This window comes from Pseudomonas sp. GW821-FHT09H03 (assembly GCF_059415945.1).
Map to the genome: position 1 here is coordinate 79,737 of NZ_JBWKOF010000007.1, position 21,613 is coordinate 101,349.

The 21,613-nt window shown below is 59.5% G+C and carries 24 protein-coding genes; 23 read left to right on the top strand and 1 reads right to left on the bottom strand.

The features are described from left to right. Positions 1–557: 557 nt before the first annotated feature. Genes rluC through AC07OG_RS11705 form a run of 3 tightly spaced genes read left to right on the top strand, consistent with a single transcriptional unit; the run spans position 558 to position 3,183 of the window. Positions 558–1,520: a 23S rRNA pseudouridine(955/2504/2580) synthase RluC gene (gene rluC, locus AC07OG_RS11695; RefSeq protein ID WP_060540815.1), complete on the top strand. Its 963-nt coding sequence runs from the start codon at positions 558–560 to the stop codon at positions 1,518–1,520. Next, a complete protein-coding gene (locus tag AC07OG_RS11700) occupies positions 1,507–2,169 on the top strand; it encodes an HAD-IA family hydrolase (protein ID WP_060540816.1) in 663 nt (220 codons plus the stop codon). The genes rluC and AC07OG_RS11700 overlap by 14 nt, the downstream gene beginning before the upstream one ends. Before the next feature lie 24 nt (positions 2,170–2,193). Next, positions 2,194–3,183: a S49 family peptidase gene (locus AC07OG_RS11705; RefSeq protein ID WP_060540817.1), complete on the top strand. Its 990-nt coding sequence runs from the start codon at positions 2,194–2,196 to the stop codon at positions 3,181–3,183. Positions 3,184–3,334: 151 nt separating this feature from the next. Here AC07OG_RS11705 and AC07OG_RS11710 read toward each other — a convergent pair whose 3' ends face one another. Next, the gene (locus AC07OG_RS11710; RefSeq protein WP_495067099.1) at positions 3,335–3,913 is read right to left on the bottom strand and encodes a Maf family protein; all 579 of its coding nucleotides are present in this window, start codon (positions 3,911–3,913) and stop codon (positions 3,335–3,337) included. Between the two features lie 106 nt (positions 3,914–4,019). Here AC07OG_RS11710 and AC07OG_RS11715 point away from each other — a divergent pair, with 106 nt between their 5' ends. From AC07OG_RS11715 to AC07OG_RS11810, 20 genes are all read left to right on the top strand, one after another. Next, positions 4,020–4,547 (top strand): YceD family protein, encoded by a 528-nt coding sequence (locus AC07OG_RS11715; protein ID WP_008050439.1) that lies wholly within the window; start codon positions 4,020–4,022, stop codon positions 4,545–4,547. A gap of 13 nt (positions 4,548–4,560) precedes the next feature. After that, the gene (gene rpmF, locus AC07OG_RS11720; protein ID WP_003179396.1) at positions 4,561–4,743 is read left to right on the top strand and encodes a 50S ribosomal protein L32; all 183 of its coding nucleotides are present in this window, start codon (positions 4,561–4,563) and stop codon (positions 4,741–4,743) included. Positions 4,744–4,747: 4 nt separating this feature from the next. Continuing rightward, positions 4,748–5,758: a phosphate acyltransferase PlsX gene (gene plsX, locus AC07OG_RS11725; RefSeq protein WP_495067100.1), complete on the top strand. Its 1,011-nt coding sequence runs from the start codon at positions 4,748–4,750 to the stop codon at positions 5,756–5,758. A 126-nt stretch (positions 5,759–5,884) separates the two neighbouring features. Beyond that, positions 5,885–6,823, top strand: a complete 939-nt coding sequence (gene fabD, locus AC07OG_RS11730; RefSeq protein WP_495067101.1) for an ACP S-malonyltransferase — start codon at positions 5,885–5,887, stop codon at positions 6,821–6,823. A gap of 16 nt (positions 6,824–6,839) precedes the next feature. Next, a complete protein-coding gene (fabG, locus tag AC07OG_RS11735) occupies positions 6,840–7,580 on the top strand; it encodes a 3-oxoacyl-ACP reductase FabG (RefSeq protein ID WP_060540821.1) in 741 nt (246 codons plus the stop codon). Positions 7,581–7,776: 196 nt separating this feature from the next. Continuing rightward, positions 7,777–8,013 (top strand): acyl carrier protein, encoded by a 237-nt coding sequence (acpP, locus tag AC07OG_RS11740; protein WP_007987170.1) that lies wholly within the window; start codon positions 7,777–7,779, stop codon positions 8,011–8,013. 109 nt (positions 8,014–8,122) lie between these two features. Beyond that, complete coding sequence (gene fabF / locus AC07OG_RS11745) at positions 8,123–9,367, top strand: beta-ketoacyl-ACP synthase II (RefSeq protein WP_060540822.1); 1,245 nt, start codon at positions 8,123–8,125, stop codon at positions 9,365–9,367. Then, positions 9,367–10,182 (top strand): aminodeoxychorismate lyase, encoded by an 816-nt coding sequence (gene pabC, locus AC07OG_RS11750; RefSeq protein ID WP_218425241.1) that lies wholly within the window; start codon positions 9,367–9,369, stop codon positions 10,180–10,182. Before fabF ends, pabC begins: the two co-directional genes overlap by 1 nt. Before the next feature lie 3 nt (positions 10,183–10,185). Beyond that, positions 10,186–11,463, top strand: coding sequence for an endolytic transglycosylase MltG (gene mltG / locus AC07OG_RS11755; protein WP_495067102.1), 1,278 nt, complete (start codon positions 10,186–10,188; stop codon positions 11,461–11,463). A gap of 19 nt (positions 11,464–11,482) precedes the next feature. Then, entirely contained in the window at positions 11,483–12,115 is a 633-nt protein-coding gene (gene tmk / locus AC07OG_RS11760; RefSeq protein WP_218425242.1) for a dTMP kinase, read from the top strand. Next, a complete protein-coding gene (locus tag AC07OG_RS11765; RefSeq protein WP_495067103.1) occupies positions 12,108–13,094 on the top strand; it encodes a DNA polymerase III subunit delta' in 987 nt (328 codons plus the stop codon). The genes tmk and AC07OG_RS11765 overlap by 8 nt, the downstream gene beginning before the upstream one ends. 68 nt (positions 13,095–13,162) lie before the next feature. Further along, positions 13,163–13,954: a TatD family hydrolase gene (locus tag AC07OG_RS11770; protein ID WP_060540826.1), complete on the top strand. Its 792-nt coding sequence runs from the start codon at positions 13,163–13,165 to the stop codon at positions 13,952–13,954. A gap of 394 nt (positions 13,955–14,348) precedes the next feature. Beyond that, a complete protein-coding gene (locus AC07OG_RS11775) occupies positions 14,349–14,987 on the top strand; it encodes a TetR/AcrR family transcriptional regulator (RefSeq protein WP_008031613.1) in 639 nt (212 codons plus the stop codon). A 139-nt stretch (positions 14,988–15,126) separates the two neighbouring features. After that, positions 15,127–16,095: a GTP 3',8-cyclase MoaA gene (locus tag AC07OG_RS11780; RefSeq protein ID WP_060540827.1), complete on the top strand. Its 969-nt coding sequence runs from the start codon at positions 15,127–15,129 to the stop codon at positions 16,093–16,095. A 248-nt stretch (positions 16,096–16,343) separates the two neighbouring features. After that, complete coding sequence (locus AC07OG_RS11785) at positions 16,344–16,952, top strand: DUF4823 domain-containing protein (RefSeq protein ID WP_060540828.1); 609 nt, start codon at positions 16,344–16,346, stop codon at positions 16,950–16,952. A gap of 16 nt (positions 16,953–16,968) precedes the next feature. After that, complete coding sequence (locus AC07OG_RS11790) at positions 16,969–17,529, top strand: DUF1285 domain-containing protein (RefSeq protein ID WP_060540829.1); 561 nt, start codon at positions 16,969–16,971, stop codon at positions 17,527–17,529. A 104-nt stretch (positions 17,530–17,633) separates the two neighbouring features. Beyond that, the gene (locus tag AC07OG_RS11795; RefSeq protein WP_060540830.1) at positions 17,634–18,350 is read left to right on the top strand and encodes a FadR/GntR family transcriptional regulator; all 717 of its coding nucleotides are present in this window, start codon (positions 17,634–17,636) and stop codon (positions 18,348–18,350) included. Positions 18,351–18,478: 128 nt separating this feature from the next. Then, entirely contained in the window at positions 18,479–19,354 is an 876-nt protein-coding gene (locus AC07OG_RS11800; protein WP_495067104.1) for an SMP-30/gluconolactonase/LRE family protein, read from the top strand. Between the two features lie 272 nt (positions 19,355–19,626). Continuing rightward, positions 19,627–20,445: an SDR family oxidoreductase gene (locus AC07OG_RS11805; RefSeq protein WP_218425247.1), complete on the top strand. Its 819-nt coding sequence runs from the start codon at positions 19,627–19,629 to the stop codon at positions 20,443–20,445. Positions 20,446–20,567: 122 nt separating this feature from the next. After that, positions 20,568–21,572, top strand: coding sequence for a substrate-binding domain-containing protein (locus AC07OG_RS11810; RefSeq protein ID WP_218425248.1), 1,005 nt, complete (start codon positions 20,568–20,570; stop codon positions 21,570–21,572). Positions 21,573–21,613: the final 41 nt, after the last annotated feature.

The window sequence follows — 21,613 nt, forward strand, 5'->3', positions numbered from 1 at the left end:
CGTCCTGCTTGCTGTGGCTACTTAAGCACTCAGTCAGGAGGAGGAATCAACCGGCGGCTGTGGACGAGATGAAGCGTCTTGATAAAGCCTATTGCTACACAGTCCAGCGGTTGTGCATCTCCACCCTACACGTATCCCTGATAATTCGGGTGCTGCCGCGCGCAGAATCCGCAGCGGGTTGGCATTTACCGTGAGCTCCGAAAGGGGAGGTCACGCATCATGGCTAATTTAGGCGTTGTTTCCGAAGCATTCGCTCGGGGTCATCAGCAGCTGACTGCACTTTGTGAACTGGCCGTGAATATTGGCTCGCAAGGGAGTGGAAACTCTGCTTTACGGCTTGATTCAGGCCTCATGTCACCTGCGCTCGTTACACCTGCAAACTCCACCGTTACGTAGCGAAAGCCCCGTAGGACGGCCTCGCGTCCTGGTGAATTGCGTTGGTCAGGGTCGGTTTTTGACCGTTGTACCACTGTCCAGGCCGCTTTTGGCGGCGTTCGCGACTATAGCAGCAATGATTAAGTGCTTCAATTCCATAAAAAATTGTTATCATTCGCGGCATGACGACGACTACCCCCCCGACTCCAGGCGTACAACTGCTTGAGGTCTCGCCGGAATATGCCGGCCAACGCATTGATAACTTCCTTCTAGCCCGGCTCAAAGGCGTGCCCAAGACCTTGATTTACCGCATTTTGCGTAAAGGCGAAGTGCGCGTGAACAAGGGGCGGATCAAGCCCGAGTACAAGCTTCAGGCCGGCGACATCGTGCGCGTGCCGCCGGTTCGCGTGCCTGAGCGAGACGAGCCGGTGCCGCTGGCACAAGGCCTGCTGCAGCGCCTCGAGGCCTCGATTGTCTACGAAGACAAGGCGCTGATCGTGATCAACAAGCCTGCCGGCATCGCTGTCCATGGCGGTAGCGGCCTGACGTTCGGTGTCATCGAAGCTTTCCGTCAGTTGCGCCCTGATTGCAAGGAACTCGAACTGGTTCACCGTCTCGACCGTGACACGTCCGGCCTGCTGATGATCGCCAAGAAGCGCAGCATGTTGCGCCACTTGCACACCGCGTTGCGCGGTGATGGCGTCGACAAGCGCTACATGGCACTGGTCCGTGGCAATTGGGCAAGCTCGATCAAGCAAGTCCGTGCAGCGCTGGGCAAGAGCAATCTGCGCTCCGGCGAGCGCATGGTCGAGGTCGACGAAGAGGAGGGCAAGGAGTCCGTGACCGTGTTCAAGGTCCTGCGTCGCTTCGGCGACTTTGCCACCTTGATCGAAGCCAAGCCGATTACCGGTCGGACTCACCAGATCCGTGTGCATACCTTGCACGCCGGGCATTGCATCGCTGGCGATACCAAATACGGCGAAGAGGGTTTCAGCAAGGAGATCCGCGATCTGGGCGGCAAACGCTTGTTCCTGCACGCCTACATGCTGACCGTGCCGTTGCCGGATGGTGGCGAACTGAAGCTTTCGGCGCCAGTCGACGAGATGTGGGCCAAGACCGTGGAGCGATTGAGTGCGCCCATCTGATTACAAGCTGCTGATTTTTGATTGGGACGGCACCCTGGCTGATTCCATTGGTCGGATTGTCGAGGCGATGCACGTGGCATCCGAGCGTTCGGGGTTTGAGTTGCGCGATGATTTTGCCGTCAAGGGCATCATCGGCCTGGGTCTGCCGGAAGCCATCCGCACGTTGTATCCCGAAATCGGCGATACCGAGCTTGTAGCGTTCCGCCAGCACTATGCCGACCACTACATCGCCTCGGAGGCGGTGCCTTCGCCTTTGTTTGAAGGTGTGGTCGAGTCGCTCGAGGCGTTCAGGGAGGAGGGGTATCATTTGGCAGTGGCGACGGGCAAGGCTCGTCGTGGTCTGGATCGGGTGCTGAAATCCCATGGCTGGGAAAATTATTTCGATATCACCCGCGCGGCGGACGAAACCGCCAGCAAGCCCCATCCGTTGATGCTTGAGCAGATCCTCGCCCATTGCGAGGTTCGCCCGGAGCAGGCGTTGATGGTCGGCGATTCATCGTTCGATTTGCAGATGGCGCGTAATGCCGGCATGGATTCGGTGGCGGTCAGCTATGGCGCTCAATCGATCGAGGCGCTGAAGCTGTTCGAGCCGCGTCTGGCCATTGACCGTTTTTCACAATTGCATGCCTGGCTGAGTCAGCGGGCTTAATACGTTTTTGCAGGGGTAGATGGCATGGCCGACGAATGGAAGGCGCCCGCCGAGGCGAGCGCAGAGAGCGGTGACGAGAAAAGCTGGAAGCTGCTGGAAAAGACGCTGCTGGCCAGTGTGCAGGAGCAGCGCAGGTCTCGGCGCTGGGGGATTTTCTTCAAGTTGTTGACCTTCGTGTACCTGTTTGGCGCGCTGCTCCTGTTCACGCCGTTGATGGACATGGAAAAAGCCGCGACGCGCAGTACCAACTACACGGCGTTGATCGATATCACCGGCGTGATCGCCGACAAGGAACCGGCCAGTGCTGACAATGTCGTTGGCAGCCTGCGAGCGGCCTTCGAGGATGAAAAGGTCAAGGGTGTCATCCTGCGCATCAACAGCCCGGGTGGCAGTCCGGTGCAGTCGGGTTATGTCTACGACGAGATCCGCCGTCTGCGCGCCCTGCATCCGGACATCAAGCTGTACGCGGTGATTTCCGATCTGGGGGCTTCCGGCGCTTACTACATCGCCAGTGCGGCAGATCAGATCTACGCCGACAAGGCGAGCCTGGTCGGCTCCATTGGCGTGACGGCGGCCGGTTATGGTTTTGTCGGAACCATGGAGAAGCTTGGCGTCGAGCGCCGCACCTACACCTCTGGCGAGCACAAGTCGTTCCTTGATCCCTTCCAGCCGCAAAAGCCTGAAGAGACCGCATTCTGGCAGGGCGTGCTCGACACCACCCATAAGCAGTTCATCAACAGCGTCAAGGTGGGGCGTGGCGATCGCCTGAAGGACAAGGAGCATCCGGAGCTGTTCTCCGGCCTGGTCTGGTCGGGGGAGCAGGCGCTGCCGCTGGGGCTGATCGATGGCATGGGCAATGCCAGTTCGGTTGCGCGGGATGTGATCGGCGAGAAGGAATTGGTGGATTTCACTGTCCAGGAGTCGCCTTTCGATCGCTTCTCGAAAAAACTCGGGGCCAGCGTGGCTGAGCATCTGGCGATGTGGATGGGGTTTAACGGTCCGTCGCTGCGCTGATTCTTCGAATGTACAAAAAAACCGGCCATTGCCGGTTTTTTTTGTCATCTCACGTAACTCTGCGGGCGCTGGATTGCCGGCGATGGCGGCCTCGAGTTCGACGCAGGCTACAAGTAGGATCGCCAGCAAGCTGGCCTGCAAGGTGGGGTGATCAGGGGATTTGCACGCCCTCTGCGAGCAGCATGTCGATCAAGCGAATCAGCGGCAGGCCGATCAGGCTGGTGGCATCAGGCCCTTCGGTGCTCTGAAACAGGCTCACGCCCAATCCTTCGGCCTTGAAGCTGCCAGCGCAGTCGTAGGGCTGTTCTGCGTGCAGATAGCGCTCGATGCGCGCCGCGTCGAGCGTGCGCATGTGTACCGTGAATGGAATGCAGTCGACCTGGCAGTGGCCGGTCTGGCTGTTCAGCAGCGCCAAGCCGGTGAGGAAGGTCACGCTGGTGCCGCTGCTGGCCAGCAGTTGTTCCCGGGCTTTTTCGAAGGTGTGGGGCTTGCCGATGATGCAGTTGCCCAGTACCGCGACCTGATCGGAGCCGATAATCAGATGAGCGGTATGGCTGTCGGCCAGTGCCCGTGCTTTCTGCTCGGCGAGGCGTTTGACCAGGTCGATGGCAGACTCGTCAGGTCGATGGCTTTCATCGATGTCAGGCGAGCTGCAAGTGAATGGCAGCTGCAAGCGGGCCAGTAATTCCCGGCGGTACGCCGAGCTGGAAGCAAGTAATAAAGGCAGCATTGCACGTCTCCATAAGGCAGGCGCGAATTCTAGCGGGGCTTGCAAGTGACGGACAGGGCTGAATTTCCTTTGACATGGGCGGGGGCATCCCTATAATGCTGCGCCTATGTTGAATGACCCGATTCCACCTCACGTTGACCCGCGCAAATTGGCTGATCGTGGCACCACCCTTCAAGGTGAAATGCTGCTGGCCGATTTGGAGAGACTCTGCGACCCGCTTTCCGACAATGTCGGTACGGTGCAGGCGAAATTCGTTTTTGAACGAGATGAACGTAAATCTGTGGTCATCCACAGTTTTATCGACACTGAAGTCAAAATGGTTTGCCAGCGTTGTCTTGAGCTGGTCACCCTGCCGATCCATAGCGAATGCAGTTACGCTGTGGTGAAGGAGGGTGCGAATACCCAGTCGTTGCCGAAAGGTTATGACGTGCTGGAACTGGGCGAAGATCCATTGGATCTGCAGTCACTGATCGAGGAGGAGCTTCTGCTCGCCTTGCCCATTGTGCCTGCTCATCATCCGGAAGAATGCCAGCAGCCGGCGGGTCTCGATGAGCCCGAACCGAGCGAGGACGAGGTAACGCGGTCCAACCCGTTCAGTGTATTGGCGCAGTTAAAGCGTGACCCAAACGTTTAGGAGTTAATCAATTATGGCTGTTCAGCAGAACAAAAAATCCCGCTCCGCCCGTGACATGCGCCGTTCGCACGACGCTCTCGAGGCTAGCACCCTGTCTGTAGAAAAAACCACCGGTGAAGTTCACCTGCGTCACCACGTATCGCCAGAAGGCGTATACCGTGGCCGTAAAGTGATCGACAAGGGCGCTGACGAGTAATCACTTGTCCGCTCAAGTCATCGCGATTGACGCAATGGGCGGGGACTTCGGTCCCCGCAGCATTGTTCAGGCCAGCCTTGCTTGCCTGTCTGCTACCCCCTCGCTGCACCTGACCCTCGTCGGTCAACCCTCCCTCCTTGAAGAATTGATCGCAGGCCATCCGGCTGTGGATCGCGCACGCCTGTCGATTGCCCCCGCGAGTGAAGTCATAGGCATGGACGAAAAGCCTGCCCAGGCCTTGCGTGGCAAGCCTGATTCGTCGATGCGCGTGGCACTTGAGTTGTTGCGTGATGGCAAAGCTCAGGCCTGTGTCAGTGCTGGTAATACCGGGGCGCTGATGGCGCTGTCGCGGTTCGTGCTCAAGACTTTGCCGGGCATCGACCGGCCGGCCATGGTTGCGGCGATTCCGACAGAGAAAGGCTTCTGCCAGTTGCTCGACCTGGGCGCCAATGTCGATTGCACTGCCGAGCATCTGTTGCAATTTGCGGTGATGGGGTCGGTAGCGGCGCAGACCCTGGGCATCGCTAGCCCGCGGGTGGCGTTGCTGAACATTGGTACCGAAGACATCAAGGGCAATCAGCAGGTCAAGCTGGCGGCAACGTTGTTACAGAATGCCAAGGGCATCAATTACATCGGTTTTGTCGAAGGTGACGGCGTCTACAGGGGCGAAGCGGATGTGGTGGTGTGTGACGGTTTCGTCGGTAACATTATGCTCAAATCCAGCGAGGGCCTGGCGACCATGATTGCCGGGCGCATCGAAGCCTTGTTCAGGCAAAACCTCGCATCGCGCATGGTGGGGGCGCTGGCCTTGCCGCTGATGAAGCGCTTGCAGGCCGAACTGGCGCCTGCGCGACACAACGGCGCCAGTTTCCTCGGCTTGCAGGGGATCGTGGTGAAGAGTCACGGTGCTGCCGGCGTCCAGGGATTTCAAAGTGCCATCCAGCGCGCGCTGATTGAAATTCAGGAGAACCTTCCGGAGCGGCTTCACGGTCGTCTGGAGGATTTGTTGTCTTAGGCGTTTTTGTCGGACAATGCTTAAATGTGACCGCTCGACTGATCGGGCCATCCAACTGTCAGTTTCTTGCGTCCCCTCAAGGCGGACGTCATTTCTCCGACGACAAGATCATTAGGGGCTTGTTACATGTCTGCTTCCCTCGCATTCGTCTTTCCAGGACAGGGTTCGCAGTCCCTCGGCATGCTCGCCGAGCTGGGCGCACAACATCCGGTAGTCCTCGAAACATTCAAAGAAGCTTCCGATGCTCTGGGTTACGACCTGTGGGCACTAACCCAGCAAGGTCCGGAAGAGCAACTCAATCAAACCGATAAAACCCAGCCGGCCATTCTGACCGCCTCGATCGCCCTGTGGCGTCTGTGGCTGGCACAAGGCGGGGCGCGCCCGGCTTATGTCGCCGGTCACAGCCTGGGCGAATACAGCGCGCTGGTTGCCGCAGGCAGTCTGAGCCTGGGTGACGCGGTGAAGCTGGTCGAGCGTCGCGGTCAACTGATGCAGGAAGCTGTTCCTGCCGGGCAGGGCGGCATGGCCGCTATCCTCGGTCTGGAAGACGCTGACGTATTGGCAGCCTGCGCCGAAGCGGCGCAAGGCGAAGTGGTCAGCGCGGTCAACTTCAACTCCCCGGGCCAGGTGGTTATCGCCGGTGCCAAGGCTGCTGTCGAGCGTGCCATCGAGGGTTGCAAGGCTCGTGGTGCCAAGCGCGCCATGCCGCTGCCGGTCAGCGTGCCGTCCCATTGCGAGCTGATGCGTCCCGCTGCCGAACGTTTCGCCGAGTCGATCGCTGCGGTCGATTGGCAGGCGCCACAGATTCCCGTGGTCCAGAACGTCAGCGCCCAAGTGCCGGCCGATCTGGAAACCCTCAAGCGCGACCTGCTTGAGCAGTTGTACAAGCCCGTGCGCTGGGTCGAATCCGTCCAGGCGCTGGCCGCCAAGGGCGCGACCAATCTGGTCGAGTGTGGCCCGGGCAAGGTGCTCGCCGGTCTGAACAAACGCTGCGCCGAGGGCGTATCGACATCCAACCTCAATACCCCAGACGCCTTCGCTGCCGCTCGTGCAGCGCAGGCCTGAATCAGGAGAAGCTTGCATGAGTCTGCAAGGTAAAGTTGCACTGGTCACCGGTGCAAGCCGCGGTATCGGCCAGGCTATCGCGCTGGAACTGGGTCGTCAGGGCGCCATCGTCGTGGGTACTGCGACGTCTGCGGCGGGTGCCGAGCGCATCGCCGCAACCCTGAAGGAAAATGGCATCCAGGGCACTGGCCTGGAACTCAATGTCACCAGCGACGAGTCCGTGGCGGCTGTCCTGGCGAGCATCCAGGAGCAGTTCGGTGCGCCGGCGATCCTGGTCAATAACGCCGGTATCACCCGTGATAACCTGATGATGCGCATGAAAGACGACGAGTGGCATGACGTTGTCGATACCAACCTGAACAGTCTGTTCCGCCTGTCCAAGGGCGTTTTGCGCGGTATGACCAAGGCGCGTTGGGGCCGAATTATCAGTATTGGCTCGGTAGTGGGTGCCATGGGCAACGCAGGCCAAGTAAACTACGCTGCCGCCAAGGCCGGTCTGGAAGGTTTCAGCCGTGCGCTGGCGCGTGAAGTCGGTTCGCGTTCGATTACGGTCAACTCGGTGACTCCAGGGTTCATCGACACCGATATGACCCGTGAACTGCCTGAAGCGCAGCGTGAAAGCCTGACAGCGCAGATTCCGCTGGGCCGTCTGGGACAAGCTCAAGAGATCGCGTCCGTGGTCGCTTTTCTTGCTTCCGACGGTGCGGCTTACGTGACTGGGGCTACAATCCCGGTGAACGGCGGGATGTACATGTAATTCAAATGTGACGGATTGCTTCAAAAAAATGTCATACGAGCTGTCTAAAATCCGTTATAAAGCTGCAATCTATTTATAGGCAGAGGGTCGCAGGGTTCGAGGAGTGAAGCTTTCAGTTGAAAAGCTGAAAAGTCTTTCTATACACTTACCCACTGGCCAGCTGCCTGAATTTGTCCATTAGGAGTGAAAACAAGGTATGAGCACCATCGAAGAGCGCGTCAAGAAAATCGTTGCTGAGCAACTGGGCGTTAAAGAAGAAGAAGTGGTCAACACTGCTTCCTTCGTTGAAGACCTGGGTGCCGACTCCCTTGACACCGTTGAGCTGGTGATGGCTCTGGAAGAGGAATTCGAGACCGAAATCCCTGACGAAGAAGCTGAGAAGATCACTACTGTACAAGCTGCAATCGACTACGTTACTGCCCACCAGGCGTAATAGTTTGTAATCGTTGCTCGCTGTCATGGAAAAACCGCACTGCCATCATGGCGTGCGGTTTTTTCTTTAGGCCTGATGCAAAGTCGTCATTTGAAAAAAGGAGAGTGCTGTGTCGCGTAGACGCGTCGTAGTCACCGGTATGGGTATGTTGTCGCCACTGGGCACGGATGTGCCGAGCAGTTGGCAGGGCATTCTGGCTGGCCGCAGTGGCATTGGTCTGATCGAACACACCGACCTTTCTGCCTATTCCACCCGTTTTGGCGGCTCGGTAAAGGGCTTCAATGTCGAGGAATACCTGTCGGTCAAGGAAGCCCGCAAGCTCGACCTGTTCATTCAGTATGGTCTGGCGGCAGGTTTTCAGGCGGTACGTAACTCCGGTCTGGAAGTCACCGACGCCAACCGCGAGCGTATCGGTGTAGCCATGGGTTCGGGTATTGGCGGTCTGACCAATATCGAAGAAACCAGCCGCACCCTGCATGAAACTGGCCCACGGCGGATTTCTCCGTTCTTCGTGCCAGGCTCGATCATCAATATGATTTCCGGTTTCCTGTCCATCCACCTGGGTGCACAGGGGCCTAACTACGCGATCGCCACCGCTTGTACCACCGGCACGCACTGCATCGGCATGGCTGCCCGTAACATCATGTACGACGAAGCCGACGTGATGATTGCCGGCGGTTCCGAGATGGCCGCTTGCGGCCTGGGCATGGGCGGCTTCGGCGCCTCGCGTGCTCTGTCGACACGCAACGACGAACCGACCCGCGCCAGCCGTCCCTGGGACAAGGGCCGTGACGGCTTCGTGCTGTCCGACGGTGCCGGGGCGCTGGTTCTGGAAGAGCTCGAACACGCCAAGGCTCGCGGCGCGACCATCTATGCCGAGCTGATCGGTTTTGGCACCAGCGGCGATGCGTTCCACATGACTTCGCCACCGGCCGATGGCGCAGGGGCTGCCCGCTGCATCACCAACGCGTTGCGCGATGCCAGGATCAATAGCGATCAGGTCCAGTACATCAACGCCCATGGCACCTCGACCCCGGCCGGCGATCTGGCCGAAGCCAGTGCGATCAAGTCGGTATTCGGTGATCACGCCTACAAGCTGGCCGTCAGCTCCACCAAGTCCATGACCGGTCACCTGCTGGGTGCGGCGGGCGCGGTCGAAGCGATCTTCAGCGTGCTGGCGATCAATGGCCAGGTAGCTCCGCCGACCATCAACCTCGATGAGCCTGACGAAGGCTGTGACCTTGATTTCGTGCCGCACACGGCGCGCAACATGGATATCGATGTGGTGGTGTCCAACTCCTTCGGTTTTGGCGGCACTAACGGCTCGCTGGTGTTCCGCCGGTTCGCAGGCTGATGGACAGCTGGGTCGACGGTCAGCCGGCTGACGCTTTGTCGCTGAAGGATCGCGGCCTGGCTTATGGCGATGGTCTGTTCGAGACCATCGCTGTGCGCCACGGGCAGCCATTGTTGCTGGACCGTCACCTGGCGCGCCTGGCCGATGGCTGTTCGCGTCTGGCGATTGCCACTGATCAGGAGCTGATCCGCAGCGAACTGCTGGCCTACGCCGCGGCATTGGGCGATGGGGTACTCAAGCTCATTGTTACCCGCGGCGACAGCCTTCGCGGTTACGCCCCTGATCCTTCGGCCCAGGCCCGGCGCATTCTGTTGGGCGGTCCTGCGGCTGCCTATCCTGCTGCACATGGGGAGCAGGGCGTTCGTTTGTTCCCCTGCACCACGCGACTCTCCAGACAACCGCTGCTCGCCGGCCTCAAGCACCTGAATCGTCTGGAGCAAGTTATCGCCCGTTCCGAATGGCAGGACACCGAGCATGCCGAAGGCTTGATGCTCGATCAGGCCGGGCGGGTGATCGAAGGCGTATTCAGCAATCTGTTCATAGTGCGCGATGGCGTATTGATTACACCCGACCTCAAGCGCTGCGGCGTGGCGGGGGTGATGCGGGCAGAAATTTTGTTTCAAGCCGAGTCGTCGGCAATCCCGGTGCAAATCACCGATATCCCCCTTGAACAGCTGCAATGGGCTGACGAAGTCTTTGTCTGCAACAGCGTTTATGGTATTTGGCCGGTACGCGCCTATGCTGCTCTTCACTGGCCGGTTGGGCCGCTCACCCGTAAACTCCAAACCATTGCCCGTGCGCTACTGGATGCTTGATACGTGAGACGTAAACTCTTGCTGCTGCTGGAAACCGGAGTGGTTCTGGCGGGGCTGCTGCTGGGCACTTGTGCCTGGAAAATTCATTCGGCGCTGGTACAGCCGCTGAACATTGCTCATGAACAATTGCTGGACGTGCCCAAGGGCACCACGCCAACCCGTACCCTCTATCGACTCGAAGCCAATGGCGTCATCAAGGACGCATTCTGGCTGCGCGTTTATTGGCGCTTCAACCTCGCCAGGCAGCCGCTGCACAGCGGCGAGTACCGCATGCAACCCGGCATGACCGTCGAAGGGCTGATCGAGTTGTGGAAGCGCGGGGAAATGGTTCAGTACAGCCTGACCCTGGTCGAAGGCTGGAATTTCCATCAGGTACGCGCGGCATTGGCCAGGGAAGCAAAGATCGAGCAGACCCTCAACGGTTTGAGCGATAGCCAGGTCATGGACAAGATCGGCCATGCCGGAATTTTCCCGGAGGGACGCTTCTTCCCTGATACCTATCGATTCGTGCGCGGCATGTCCGACGTCGAGTTGTTGAAACTTGCCTACGAGCGACTCGATGACGTGCTCGCCAAGGAGTGGGCGCAGCGCTCGGCAGACGTGCCGTACACCGAGCCCTATCAGGCCTTGATCATGGCCTCGCTGGTTGAGAAGGAGACCGGCGTGCCGCAGGAGCGCGGGCAGATTGCCGGGGTGTTTGTGCGGCGCATGGCCCTGGGCATGCTGCTGCAGACTGACCCGACGGTGATCTACGGCCTCGGCGACCGCTACAATGGCCGGTTGACCCGGGCTCACCTCAGGGAGTCCACGCCTTACAACACCTACATGATTGCCGGTCTGCCGCCGACCCCGATCGCCATGGTCGGTCGTGAAGCGATCCACGCGGCGCTCAATCCGGTGGATGGCACCAGCCTTTACTTTGTGGCGCGCGGTGATGGCAGCCACGTGTTCTCCGATGATCTGGACGCGCACAACAACGCAGTGCGCGAATACCAGCTCAAGCGCCGCGCCGATTACCGCTCCAGCCCTGCGCCGATTTCCGTACCCGAGACGCCGGCTGAACCGCCTGCGCCAGATGCAACCCGGGAGGCCACGGCTCCGCAGTCCGAGGCTGCGCAAGCAGAGACGCCGCAAGCTGAAATGCCCATTCCGGCCGCTTCACCGAACCCCGCTGTGCAGGACGTGCCGCCAGTGCCGCCGCAAGAACCCGCGCCCGCACCTGAGGCCTCTGCACCCGATGCAGCCCCGGCCGATGCAACCGCGCCGCAAAGCCCGCAATGACTCTGATCAAGGACTGCCTGTGACTGGCTTGTTTATTACTCTGGAAGGGCCGGAAGGCGCCGGCAAAAGCACCAATCGCGAATACCTGGCCGAGCGTTTGCGCGCCGCCGGTATCGAGGTGGTGCTGACCCGTGAACCGGGTGGCACCCCATTGGCCGAGCGCATTCGCGAGGTCCTGTTGGCCCCGGTCGATGAGGTGATGAACCCGGACACCGAGTTGCTGCTGGTGTTCGCCGCCCGTGCCCAACACCTGGCGCAAGTGATTCGCCCGGCGCTGGCCCGCGGCGCCGTGGTCCTGTGTGACAGGTTCACCGATTCGACCTATGCCTACCAGGGTGGCGGTCGTGGCTTGTCGCTCGAGCGCATCGCCACCCTGGAGACTTTCGTGCAGGGTGATCTGCGCCCGGACCTGACGCTGATTTTCGATCTGCCCGTGGAAGTGGGACTGGCCCGCGCGAGCGCCCGTGGTCGCCTGGATCGCTTCGAACTCGAAGGCCGGAGCTTTTTCGATGCGGTACGCGGTGCCTTTCTCAAGCGTGCCGAGGCGGACCCGGCGCGCTATGTGCTGGTCGATGCCGCGCAACCGCTGACGCAGGTTCAGCGATCGCTGGATACCTTGCTGCCACGCTTGTTGGAGTTGACTCGTGGCTGAGGCCTATCCGTGGCAGGACACGCTCTGGCAGCAACTGGCTGGCCGGACCCAACACGCGCACGCTTACCTGCTGCATGGCCCGGCCGGGATTGGCAAGCGGGCGTTGGCCGAGCGCCTGATGGCCAGCCTGCTGTGCCAGCGTCCGAATGCGCTGGACGCCTGTGGCGAATGCAAATCCTGCCTGCTGTTGAAGGCCGGCAGTCACCCTGATAACTACATCCTGGAACCGGAAGAAGCGGACAAGGCGATCAAGGTCGACCAGGTTCGCGACCTGGTCAGCTTCGTGGTGCAGACCGCGCAGTTGGGCGGACGCAAGGTAGTGTTGATCGAGCCGGTCGAGTCGATGAACATCAACGCCGCCAACGCCTTGCTCAAAAGCCTTGAAGAACCCTCCGGCGATACCGTGTTGCTGCTGGTCAGTCACCAGCCGAGCCGCTTGCTGGCGACCATCAAGAGTCGCTGTGTGCAACAGGCCTGCCCCCTGCCAAGCCAAGCCATGAGCCAGGCCTGGCTGGCCAGGGCATTGCCGGACTGTTCTGCAGAAGAACGCGTTGAATTACTGACCCTGGCGGCGGGTTCGCCACTGGCCGCGGTCAATCTGCAGGCTCAGGGCGTACGCGAGCAGCGGGCGCAGGTGGTCGAGGGCGTGAAGAAACTGCTCAAACAGCAGCAATCGCCAACGCAACTGGCCGAAGGCTGGAATGCGATTCCCTTGCTGCTGCTGTTCGACTGGTTCTGCGATTGGTCGAGCCTGATTCTGCGTTATCAGCTGACCCAGGATGAAGATGGCCTGGGACTGGCGGACATGCGCAAGGTGCTCCAGTACCTGGCGCAGAAAACCGCCCAGGACAAAGTGCTGAATATCCAGGACTGGATTCTTGCCCAGCGCCAGAAAGTCTTGAGCAAGGCCAACCTCAATCGCGTGCTGTTGCTCGAAGCCCTGCTGGTGCAATGGGCGTCCTTGCCGGCCCAGAGATGATCGACAGCGCGTAGACTCCAGGTAACAGATCACCCGTCCCACTCATTCGATGCAAGTTGCAGACCCTTATGCTCGTAGATTCCCATTGCCACCTTGATCGTCTCGACCTGGCCGCCCACAACGGCTCCCTGGATGCCGCGCTGGATGCGGCTCGCCAGCGCGGGGTAGGGCACTTCCTGTGTATCGGCGTCAGCGCCGACAACGCCGCCGACGTTAAAGCGCTGGCCGAGCGTTACGACGATGTCGACTGTTCGGTCGGCGTCCATCCGCTGGATGTGCAGCCGGGTGCCGCGCCTGCGCTGGATTGGCTGTTGCAGGAGCTCAATCACCCGCGAGTGGTGGCGATCGGCGAAACCGGCCTGGACTATCACTACGAACCGGAAGCGGCGCAGCTGCAGCAGGAGTCCTTTCGCCTGCACCTGGAGGCCGCGCAGCAGACCGGCAAGCCAGTGATCATCCATACCCGTGGCGCCCGCGCGGACACCTTGGGTCTGCTGCGTGAGGCGGCGCTGCCCCAGGCGGGCGTGCTGCATTGTTTCACCGAAGACTGGGAGATGGCCAAGGCCGCGCTGGATATGGGTTATTACATTTCCCTGTCCGGTATTGTCACTTTCCGCAATGCCGACGCGTTGCGCGATGTGGCAAGCAAGGTGCCAGCCGACCGTTTGCTGGTCGAAACCGACTCGCCCTACCTGGCGCCGATACCCTATCGCGGCAAACCGAACCTGCCGCAGTACGTGCGTGAAGTAGCGGAATTTCTGGCAATGTTGCGTGGTGAACCGTATGAGCGATTTGCCGAGCAGACCACGGCGAATTTCAGACGGCTGTTTCCATTGGCGCATGTGAAGGCGTTGGCTTGAGGTTGTAAGAAGATCGCAGGCTGCGCCAGCTCCTGCAGGGGCTTTGGGTTAAATCGCAGGCAAAAAAAACCCGGGTTCTGGGGGGTGAATCCGGGTTAAGACCATTAGGAGTAAAACAAAGGCACGCGGTCCGTTGGTACCTTTATCGGCGTGACACTTGGGGGAGATGCCCCACCGACAGTTGAAGTATTGATCAGTATTGCGCTGAGTCCAGTTCGTCGGTCGCGGTTTTTAAACAAATTTGGAATACGGGCGCTTCGGAAGAGTTCTCATCAACTCGCCAGCCTGCGCGAAATGCTCATGAAACACATATATGCTCGGATGATCCGTGCATTTTTGCGCAAGTTAGGCATAATACGCGGCTTCGAATTTTGACCCCGACAGACCTTTTCTTATGCATAAAGAACCTCGTAAGGTCCGTGAGTTTCGCCGCCGCGAGCAGGAAATTCTCGATACCGCGCTCAAGCTGTTCCTCGATCAGGGTGAAGACAGTGTCACCGTCGAGATGATTGCTGATGCCGTCGGTATTGGCAAAGGCACCATCTACAAGCACTTCAAATCCAAGGCCGAGATCTATCTGCGCCTGATGCTCGATTACGAGCGCGATTTGAACGAGCTGCTGCATTCGGCCGACGTCGACAAGGACAAGGAAGCGCTGTCGCGCGCCTACTTCGAATTTCGCATGCGCGATCCGCAACGTTATCGACTGTTCGATCGCCTGGAAGAAAAGGTGGTCAAGGGCAATCAGGTACCGGAGATGATCGAGGAACTGCACAAGATTCGCGCCTCCAACTTCGAGCGCCTGACCCTGCTGATCAAGGGTCGCATCAGTGAAGGCAAGCTCGAAGACGTACCACCTTACTTCCACTACTGCGCTTCCTGGGCGCTGGTGCACGGTGCGGTGGCGCTGTATCACTCGCCGTTCTGGAGCAATGTGCTGGAAGATCAGGAAGGTTTCTTCCAGTTCCTGATGGATATCGGCGTACGCATGGGCAACAAGCGCAAACGCGATACCGACACTCCGAGCAGCTGAGTCATTCAGTTGCCTTATGGCGCCATGATATTCACACCATGGCGCCGTGCAGCAGGAATATACTCAGGCATGGGACTTGCTAAAACTTGATTTGTGAGTCAAGTTTTAGCGGCCCGAAATTTCTTCCGCCGGAGTGATCATGATCGTTGACCGTCAAGGCAGGCGTTTTCGCAATTTGCGCATCAGCCTGACCTCAGCCTGCAATTACGCTTGTACCTACTGCGTGCCCAACGGCAAGCGGCTGGTGGCTGCGCAGGATGAGTTGTCGGCCGAGGCCATGGCACGCGGTGTAGCCTATCTGATCGAAGCGGCGGGCATCGAGCGTTTGCGCATCACCGGCGGCGAACCGCTGGTCAGCCCGAAACTCGAGGCGTTCATGACCGCGGTCGGGCAGATGGGTTTGCAAGACATCAGCCTGACCACCAACGGCCAGTTGCTGGCCAAGAAGCTGCCACTGCTGGTGGATGCCGGTATTCGACGCCTCAACGTTTCCCTCGATACCCTCGACGCCAGTGCATTCCGCAGCATTGCCCGTGGCGGTGATCTGGCAACTGTGCTGGATGGCATGAACGCAGCCAGCGCCGCAGGCATGAAGATCAAGGTCAACATGGTGCCTCTGCGCGGGCAGAACCTCGATCAGGTCATGCCGCTGCTCGACTACTGCCTGGAGCGTGGTTATGAACTGCGTTTTATCGAGTTGATGCGCATGGGCCACCTGGCCAGTGACTCCAACACCTTCCTGCAACAGTTCGTCAGCCTCCAACAGTTGCTGAGCCTGATCGGCGAGCGCTACGAGTATCTGCAAGCCGATGCGCCGGTGGATGCGACCGCGGTGCGCTACGAAATTCCGGGGCAGGGCCATTTCGGCGTGATTGCCAACGAAAGCGTGCCGTTCTGCCGTACATGTTCGCGGCTGCGTCTGTCCTCCACGGGATGGCTGCATGGTTGCCTGTCGTCGAGCAATCGCCATTACGTCGGCGATCTGCTGGACAAGCCGCGTCACCAGGCATTGCCGGCGCTGCAGCGGTTGCTGGTGAAGGCCTTGGGTGACAAGCAGGAAGTGGCGTTTTCCGGTGGTGCGACAGTCATGAAGATTATTGGCGGCTGAACCGGCCTTTTGGCGAGGGGGCTTGCCCCCGTTGGATCGCGAAGCGGCCCCAAACCCTTCCTGCGCATCATTATCTGGATAACCGCATTCGCCGGTATTACGACTGCTGCGCAGCCCAACGGGGGCAAGCCCCCTCTCCACATGTGCTCATTCTCAAGTTTGAGGTGTGGAGCAGGTAAGGTCTGGCGCAAAATCTGCATCCCACGGCCATTCGCCGGTTTTCCGTCACCGGCCTCTGGAGGGTAAGGATGCGTAGCCTGGTTTTGCTGCTGGCCGTTTTGGCGCTTGGTGGCTGCATGAACGTCAGCGATATGGCCGAAGGGACTCGATACCATATGAGCGATGCAGGGTTGCTCGACCATAGCGACAGCCGCCGGGTGAACAACCTGCGCATACAGCCCGACTCATTTGTCTACATTGCCCAGGGTGCCTTCATGCCGCCGGGCAGCGACGTGTACCCACGGCCCAACGTGATTGCCGAAGTCGCCTTCGATGGTTTTGTCGATTATTTTCCGATGGTCCGTCGCGCCCGTGTGCCGGAGGGACTCGACCAGGCCATGGTCGAGGCGCGTGACGCCGGCGCCCACTATCTGCTCTACACCCGTTTCGCCAAGTCCGACGATCGCATCGGCAACTCCGACGAGTGGCTGGATCAGGAGGCGCTGGATCGACTCGGTATCGACAGCGGCGTGATTCAAATCATGTTGATCGAGACCAGCACCCAGTATTTGATTGATACTGCGAGTATCAAGAGTCGTGGCGGTTTGCTGACGTTCCATGACAAAAAACCGGAAGACCTGATGGGCCCGCCGCTCAAGCAATACGCTCGCAGCCTGCTCGGGCTCAGCGACCAGTAATTCAAAGGAGATCGCCATGAGTGACCCGCAAAAAGCCAACGACCTGTTGGGGCAAATCCCCAAGACCAAAGGCTTGCCGCCGGTGCACCTGTGGAACCCTGATTTCTGCGGCGACATCGACATGCGCATCGCCCGCGACGGCACCTGGTATTACCTGGGTACACCGATCGGGCGCAAGCCGATGGTCAAACTGTTCTCCACCATCATCCGCCGCGACGGCGATGATTACTTCCTGATTACCCCGGTGGAAAAGGTCGGGATCAAGGTCGACGATGCGCCGTTCGTGGCGATTGCCGTGGAAGTGGAAGGCGAGGGTGAGACGCAGGTCTTGCGCTTTACCACCAATGTCGATGAAACCACCGAGGCGGGCGTCGAGCATCCGATTCGTGTGGTGATCGACCCGGTGACGCAAGAGCCGGCGCCTTACGTCCATGTGCGAACCAATCTCGAAGCGTTGATCCACCGCAACGTGTTCTATCAATTGGTCGAGTTGGCGGTCAGCCGTGAAATCGACGGGCAGCGTTGGTTGGGTGTGTGGAGCAGCGGGGAGTTCTTCCGCATCGGTCTTGAACCCTGACATAACACTCACAGTGAATAGTTGCATCACTAAAAAATCGAATTGACACCCAATCATATGATGATTAGCGTGGGCACCCATCGCGATCGGCTTTGAGGTGTCCCATGTCCAGCAGTTTTCACGCCGCAACCGTCGACTGGCTGGGTTGCCGGATCGCCACGGGGCAGGTCAGCCCGGGTGAGACCCTCAAGGTCGAAGCTGATCTGGGCGAGCAGTTGGGGGTCAGTCGTACGGTCATCCGCGAAGCTATCAAGACCCTGGTCGCCAAAGGCATGCTCGAAGTCGGACCGAAGGTCGGCACCCGGGTGCTGCCGGTGCGACGCTGGAATCTTTTCGATCCACAAGTCGTCGGCTGGCTCTCGCGCAGTGGCCTGCCGGAAAACTTCGTCGACGACTTGCTCGACCTGCGCCGCACTATCGAGCCGATGGCCGTGCGCTGGGCCTGCGAGCGAGCGACGGTGGAACAGGTCGAAGCGATACTGCTGGCCTTCAACGCGCTGGAGAGGGCGGTGGACAATGGTATCGATTACAACCGTGCCGACCGTTTGTTCCACGAGTGCATCCTCGCCGCCAGCCACAATCAATTCATCGAGCAGATGGTCCCGGCCCTTGGCGCTTTGCTGGCCGTGTGCTTCGAGGCATCGGCCGCTGACCCCGACGAACTGCGCCGCACCTTGCCGATCCACAAGGACATGGCCGAAGCCATCGCCGCCCGGGACAGTGCGCGAGGTGTCTGGGCCTGCATGACCCTGATCGACAATGCCGACCTGGCGATCAAGCGCTATTACCCGCAAGTCATGGCCGACAAAAAAGCCGGCTGAAAAGCCCCTATGTGAAAGCCAGCCTGATGGCGATTTTGTGTCAGTCGAGATTGTTGTAGCTGACACGCCATCGCGAGCAGGTTCGCTCCTACAAAAAAAACAAAAACAAGAACAAAGCAGGAGGTTTCATGACGTGGACTGCAGTAACCGGTCACCGTGCGCAGTTGGGCGAAGGCCCGTTCTGGGATGCGCCGACCCAGGCGCTGTACTGGGTGGACATCGCCGGTCGACAAGCGCTGCGCCTGATCGGTGCCAACGTGCAGATCTGGCAGATGCCGGAACACGTATCAGCCTTTATCCCCTGCGAAAGCGGCGACGCGCTTGTTACGCTGAGTTCCGGGGTATACAGGCTCGACCTTGATTCGCCTGGACTCGAACCGCGCCTGACACTGCTTTGCGTCGCCGACCCGCAACCGGGCAACCGCGCCAATGAAGCCCGCTGCGATGCCCAGGGCCGACTCTGGCTCGGCACCATGCAAAACAACATAGGTGCCCAGGGCGAAGACCTGCCCATCGAGCGGCGTTCCGGTGGCCTGTTTCGCATTGACGGCGATGGCCGTGTCACGCCGCTACTGCGGGGCCTGGGCATTCCCAATACGCTGCTGTGGAGTGCTGACTCCACCCGCTTGTACTTTGGCGACAGCCTGGACGGCACCTTGTACCGGCATTTCATTCGCACCGATGGTGGTCTTGAACCGGCCCAGGCCTGGTTCGGCCCCCACCGACGTGGTGGCCCTGACGGTTCGGCGATGGATGCCCAAGGCTACCTGTGGAACGCACGCTGGGAAGGCAGTTGCCTGCTCAGGCTGGCTCCGGATGGCAGCGTCGACCGGGTGATCGAGTTGCCAATCAGTCGCCCCACCAGTTGTGTGTTTGGCGGCAAAGACCTGAAAACCCTGTACATCACCACTGCAGCGAGTCCGCTCAAGCATCCGTTGGATGGTGCAGTGTTAGCCATCGCCCTGGATGTTCCCGGGACACTATGTACACGTTTTTCTGGCTGAATCCCAGAATATGGGATGAGAATATATATATTGAGATTTATCGCGAGCCGGGTTTATAGTCGGCTCCACCGGTTTCACGCACTCACACTTAAAAAAACAAAACAGGTGAAGTGATGCAGCGATATTCCCCCGCACTCCATTGTGCAGTCAGTGCTTCAGCCATTTGCGAGCTGAAACCTGTACGCGCCCGCCTGTTTTTCCCTCAACGTCTTTTCGCCGGACATCGACAGATGCCCGGTTTTCGTCGTGCTGTCGAACAGGAGTCCTGATTCATGGCTGAACCCCTTTCCTTACCTCCCGTGCCCGAGCCGCCCAAGGGCGAGCGCCTGAAAAACAAGGTGGTATTGCTGACCGGTGCTGCCCAGGGCATCGGCGAAGCGATTGTCGCGGCATTTGCCTCCCAGCAGGCCAGGCTGGTCATCAGCGATATCCAGGCCGAAAAAGTCGAAAACGTCGCGGCGCAGTGGCGGGGCAAAGGCTTTGACGTGCAGGCGATCAAGGCTGACGTGTCCCGGCAACAGGACCTGCACGCCATGGCCAGGTTGGCGATCGACCTTCACGGGCGGATCGACGTGCTGGTCAACTGCGCCGGGGTCAACGTGTTCCGCGACCCGCTGGAAATGACCGAAGAAGACTGGCGTCGTTGTTTCGCGATCGATCTGGACGGCGCCTGGTACGGCTGCAAGGCAGTTCTGCCACAAATGATTGAACAGGGCATCGGCAGCATCATCAACATCGCCTCCACCCATTCCACTCACATCATCCCGGGTTGCTTCCCTTACCCGGTAGCCAAGCACGGCTTGCTCGGCCTGACCCGCGCCCTGGGCATCGAATACGCGCCAAAGGGCGTTCGCGTCAACGCCATCGCACCGGGCTATATCGAAACCCAGCTGAACGTCGATTACTGGAACGGTTTTGCCGACCCCCACGCCGAGCGTCAGCGCGCCTTCGATCTGCACCCGCCAAGGCGCATCGGTCAGCCCATTGAAGTGGCGATGACGGCAGTGTTCCTGGCCAGTGACGAAGCACCCTTTATCAACGCCTCGTGCATCACTATCGACGGTGGGCGCTCGGTGATGTACCACGACTGAACACCAGGCTTTGAGGTGTGTTTCTACGCCTGAAATCCAATCATCATACGATATGACTATTGCCTGCAGTTTGTGAACGCTTTTCAAATAACGCTCTAAAAAAATAACAAAGGAGTCAGCTTATGAATCGTCGTCGTGCCATCCGTTCCCTGTGCTGTGCCGCCCTGGCGGTCACTGCGGTCAGCCTGAGCAGCACACTGCTGGCGGCCGAAGAAGTGAAAATCGGTTTTCTGGTCAAGCAGGCGGAAGAGCCTTGGTTCCAGACTGAATGGGCATTCGCCGAAAAGGCCGGTAAGGAAAAAGGCTTCACCCTGATCAAAATCGCAGTGCCCGACGGCGAGAAGACCCTCTCGGCCATCGACAGCCTGGCGGCCAACGGTGCCAAGGGCTTTGTTATCTGCCCGCCCGATGTGTCCCTGGGCCCGGCGATCATGGCCAAGGCCAAGCTCAACGGGTTGAAAGTGATCGCCGTGGATGATCGCTTTGTCGACGCCAGCGGTAAATTCATGGAAGACGTGCCGTACCTCGGCATGGCCGCCTTCGAAGTCGGCCAGAAACAGGGGGCCGCCATGGCCACCGAAGCGAAAAAGCGCGGCTGGGACTGGAAAGACACTTACGCCGTGATCAACACCTATAACGAACTCGACACTGGCAAGAAACGCACCGACGGTTCGGTCAAAGCCCTCGAAGACGCCGGCATGCCCAAGGACCACATCCTGTTCTCGGCCCTCAAAACCCTCGACGTTCCGGGCAGCATGGACGCCACCAACTCGGCGTTGGTGAAACTGCCGGGCGCGGCGAAGAACCTGATCATCGGCGGGATGAACGACAACACCGTGCTGGGTGGGGTGCGCGCCACCGAAAGCGCCGGTTTCGCGGCGAAGAACGTGATCGGTATCGGCATCAACGGCACTGACGCCATCGGCGAATTGAAGAAACCCGATAGCGGCTTCTTCGGCTCGATGCTGCCAAGTCCGCATATCGAGGGTTATAACACCGCAAGCATGATGTACGAGTGGGTCACCAAGGGTACGGAGCCGGCGAAATACACCGCCATGGATGACGTGACGCTGATCACCCGCGACAACTTCAAGCAGGAACTGGAAAAGATCGGCCTGTGGAACTGAGGGACGGTTGATTTCAGCGGCGGCCTCGGCGACGGGGCTGC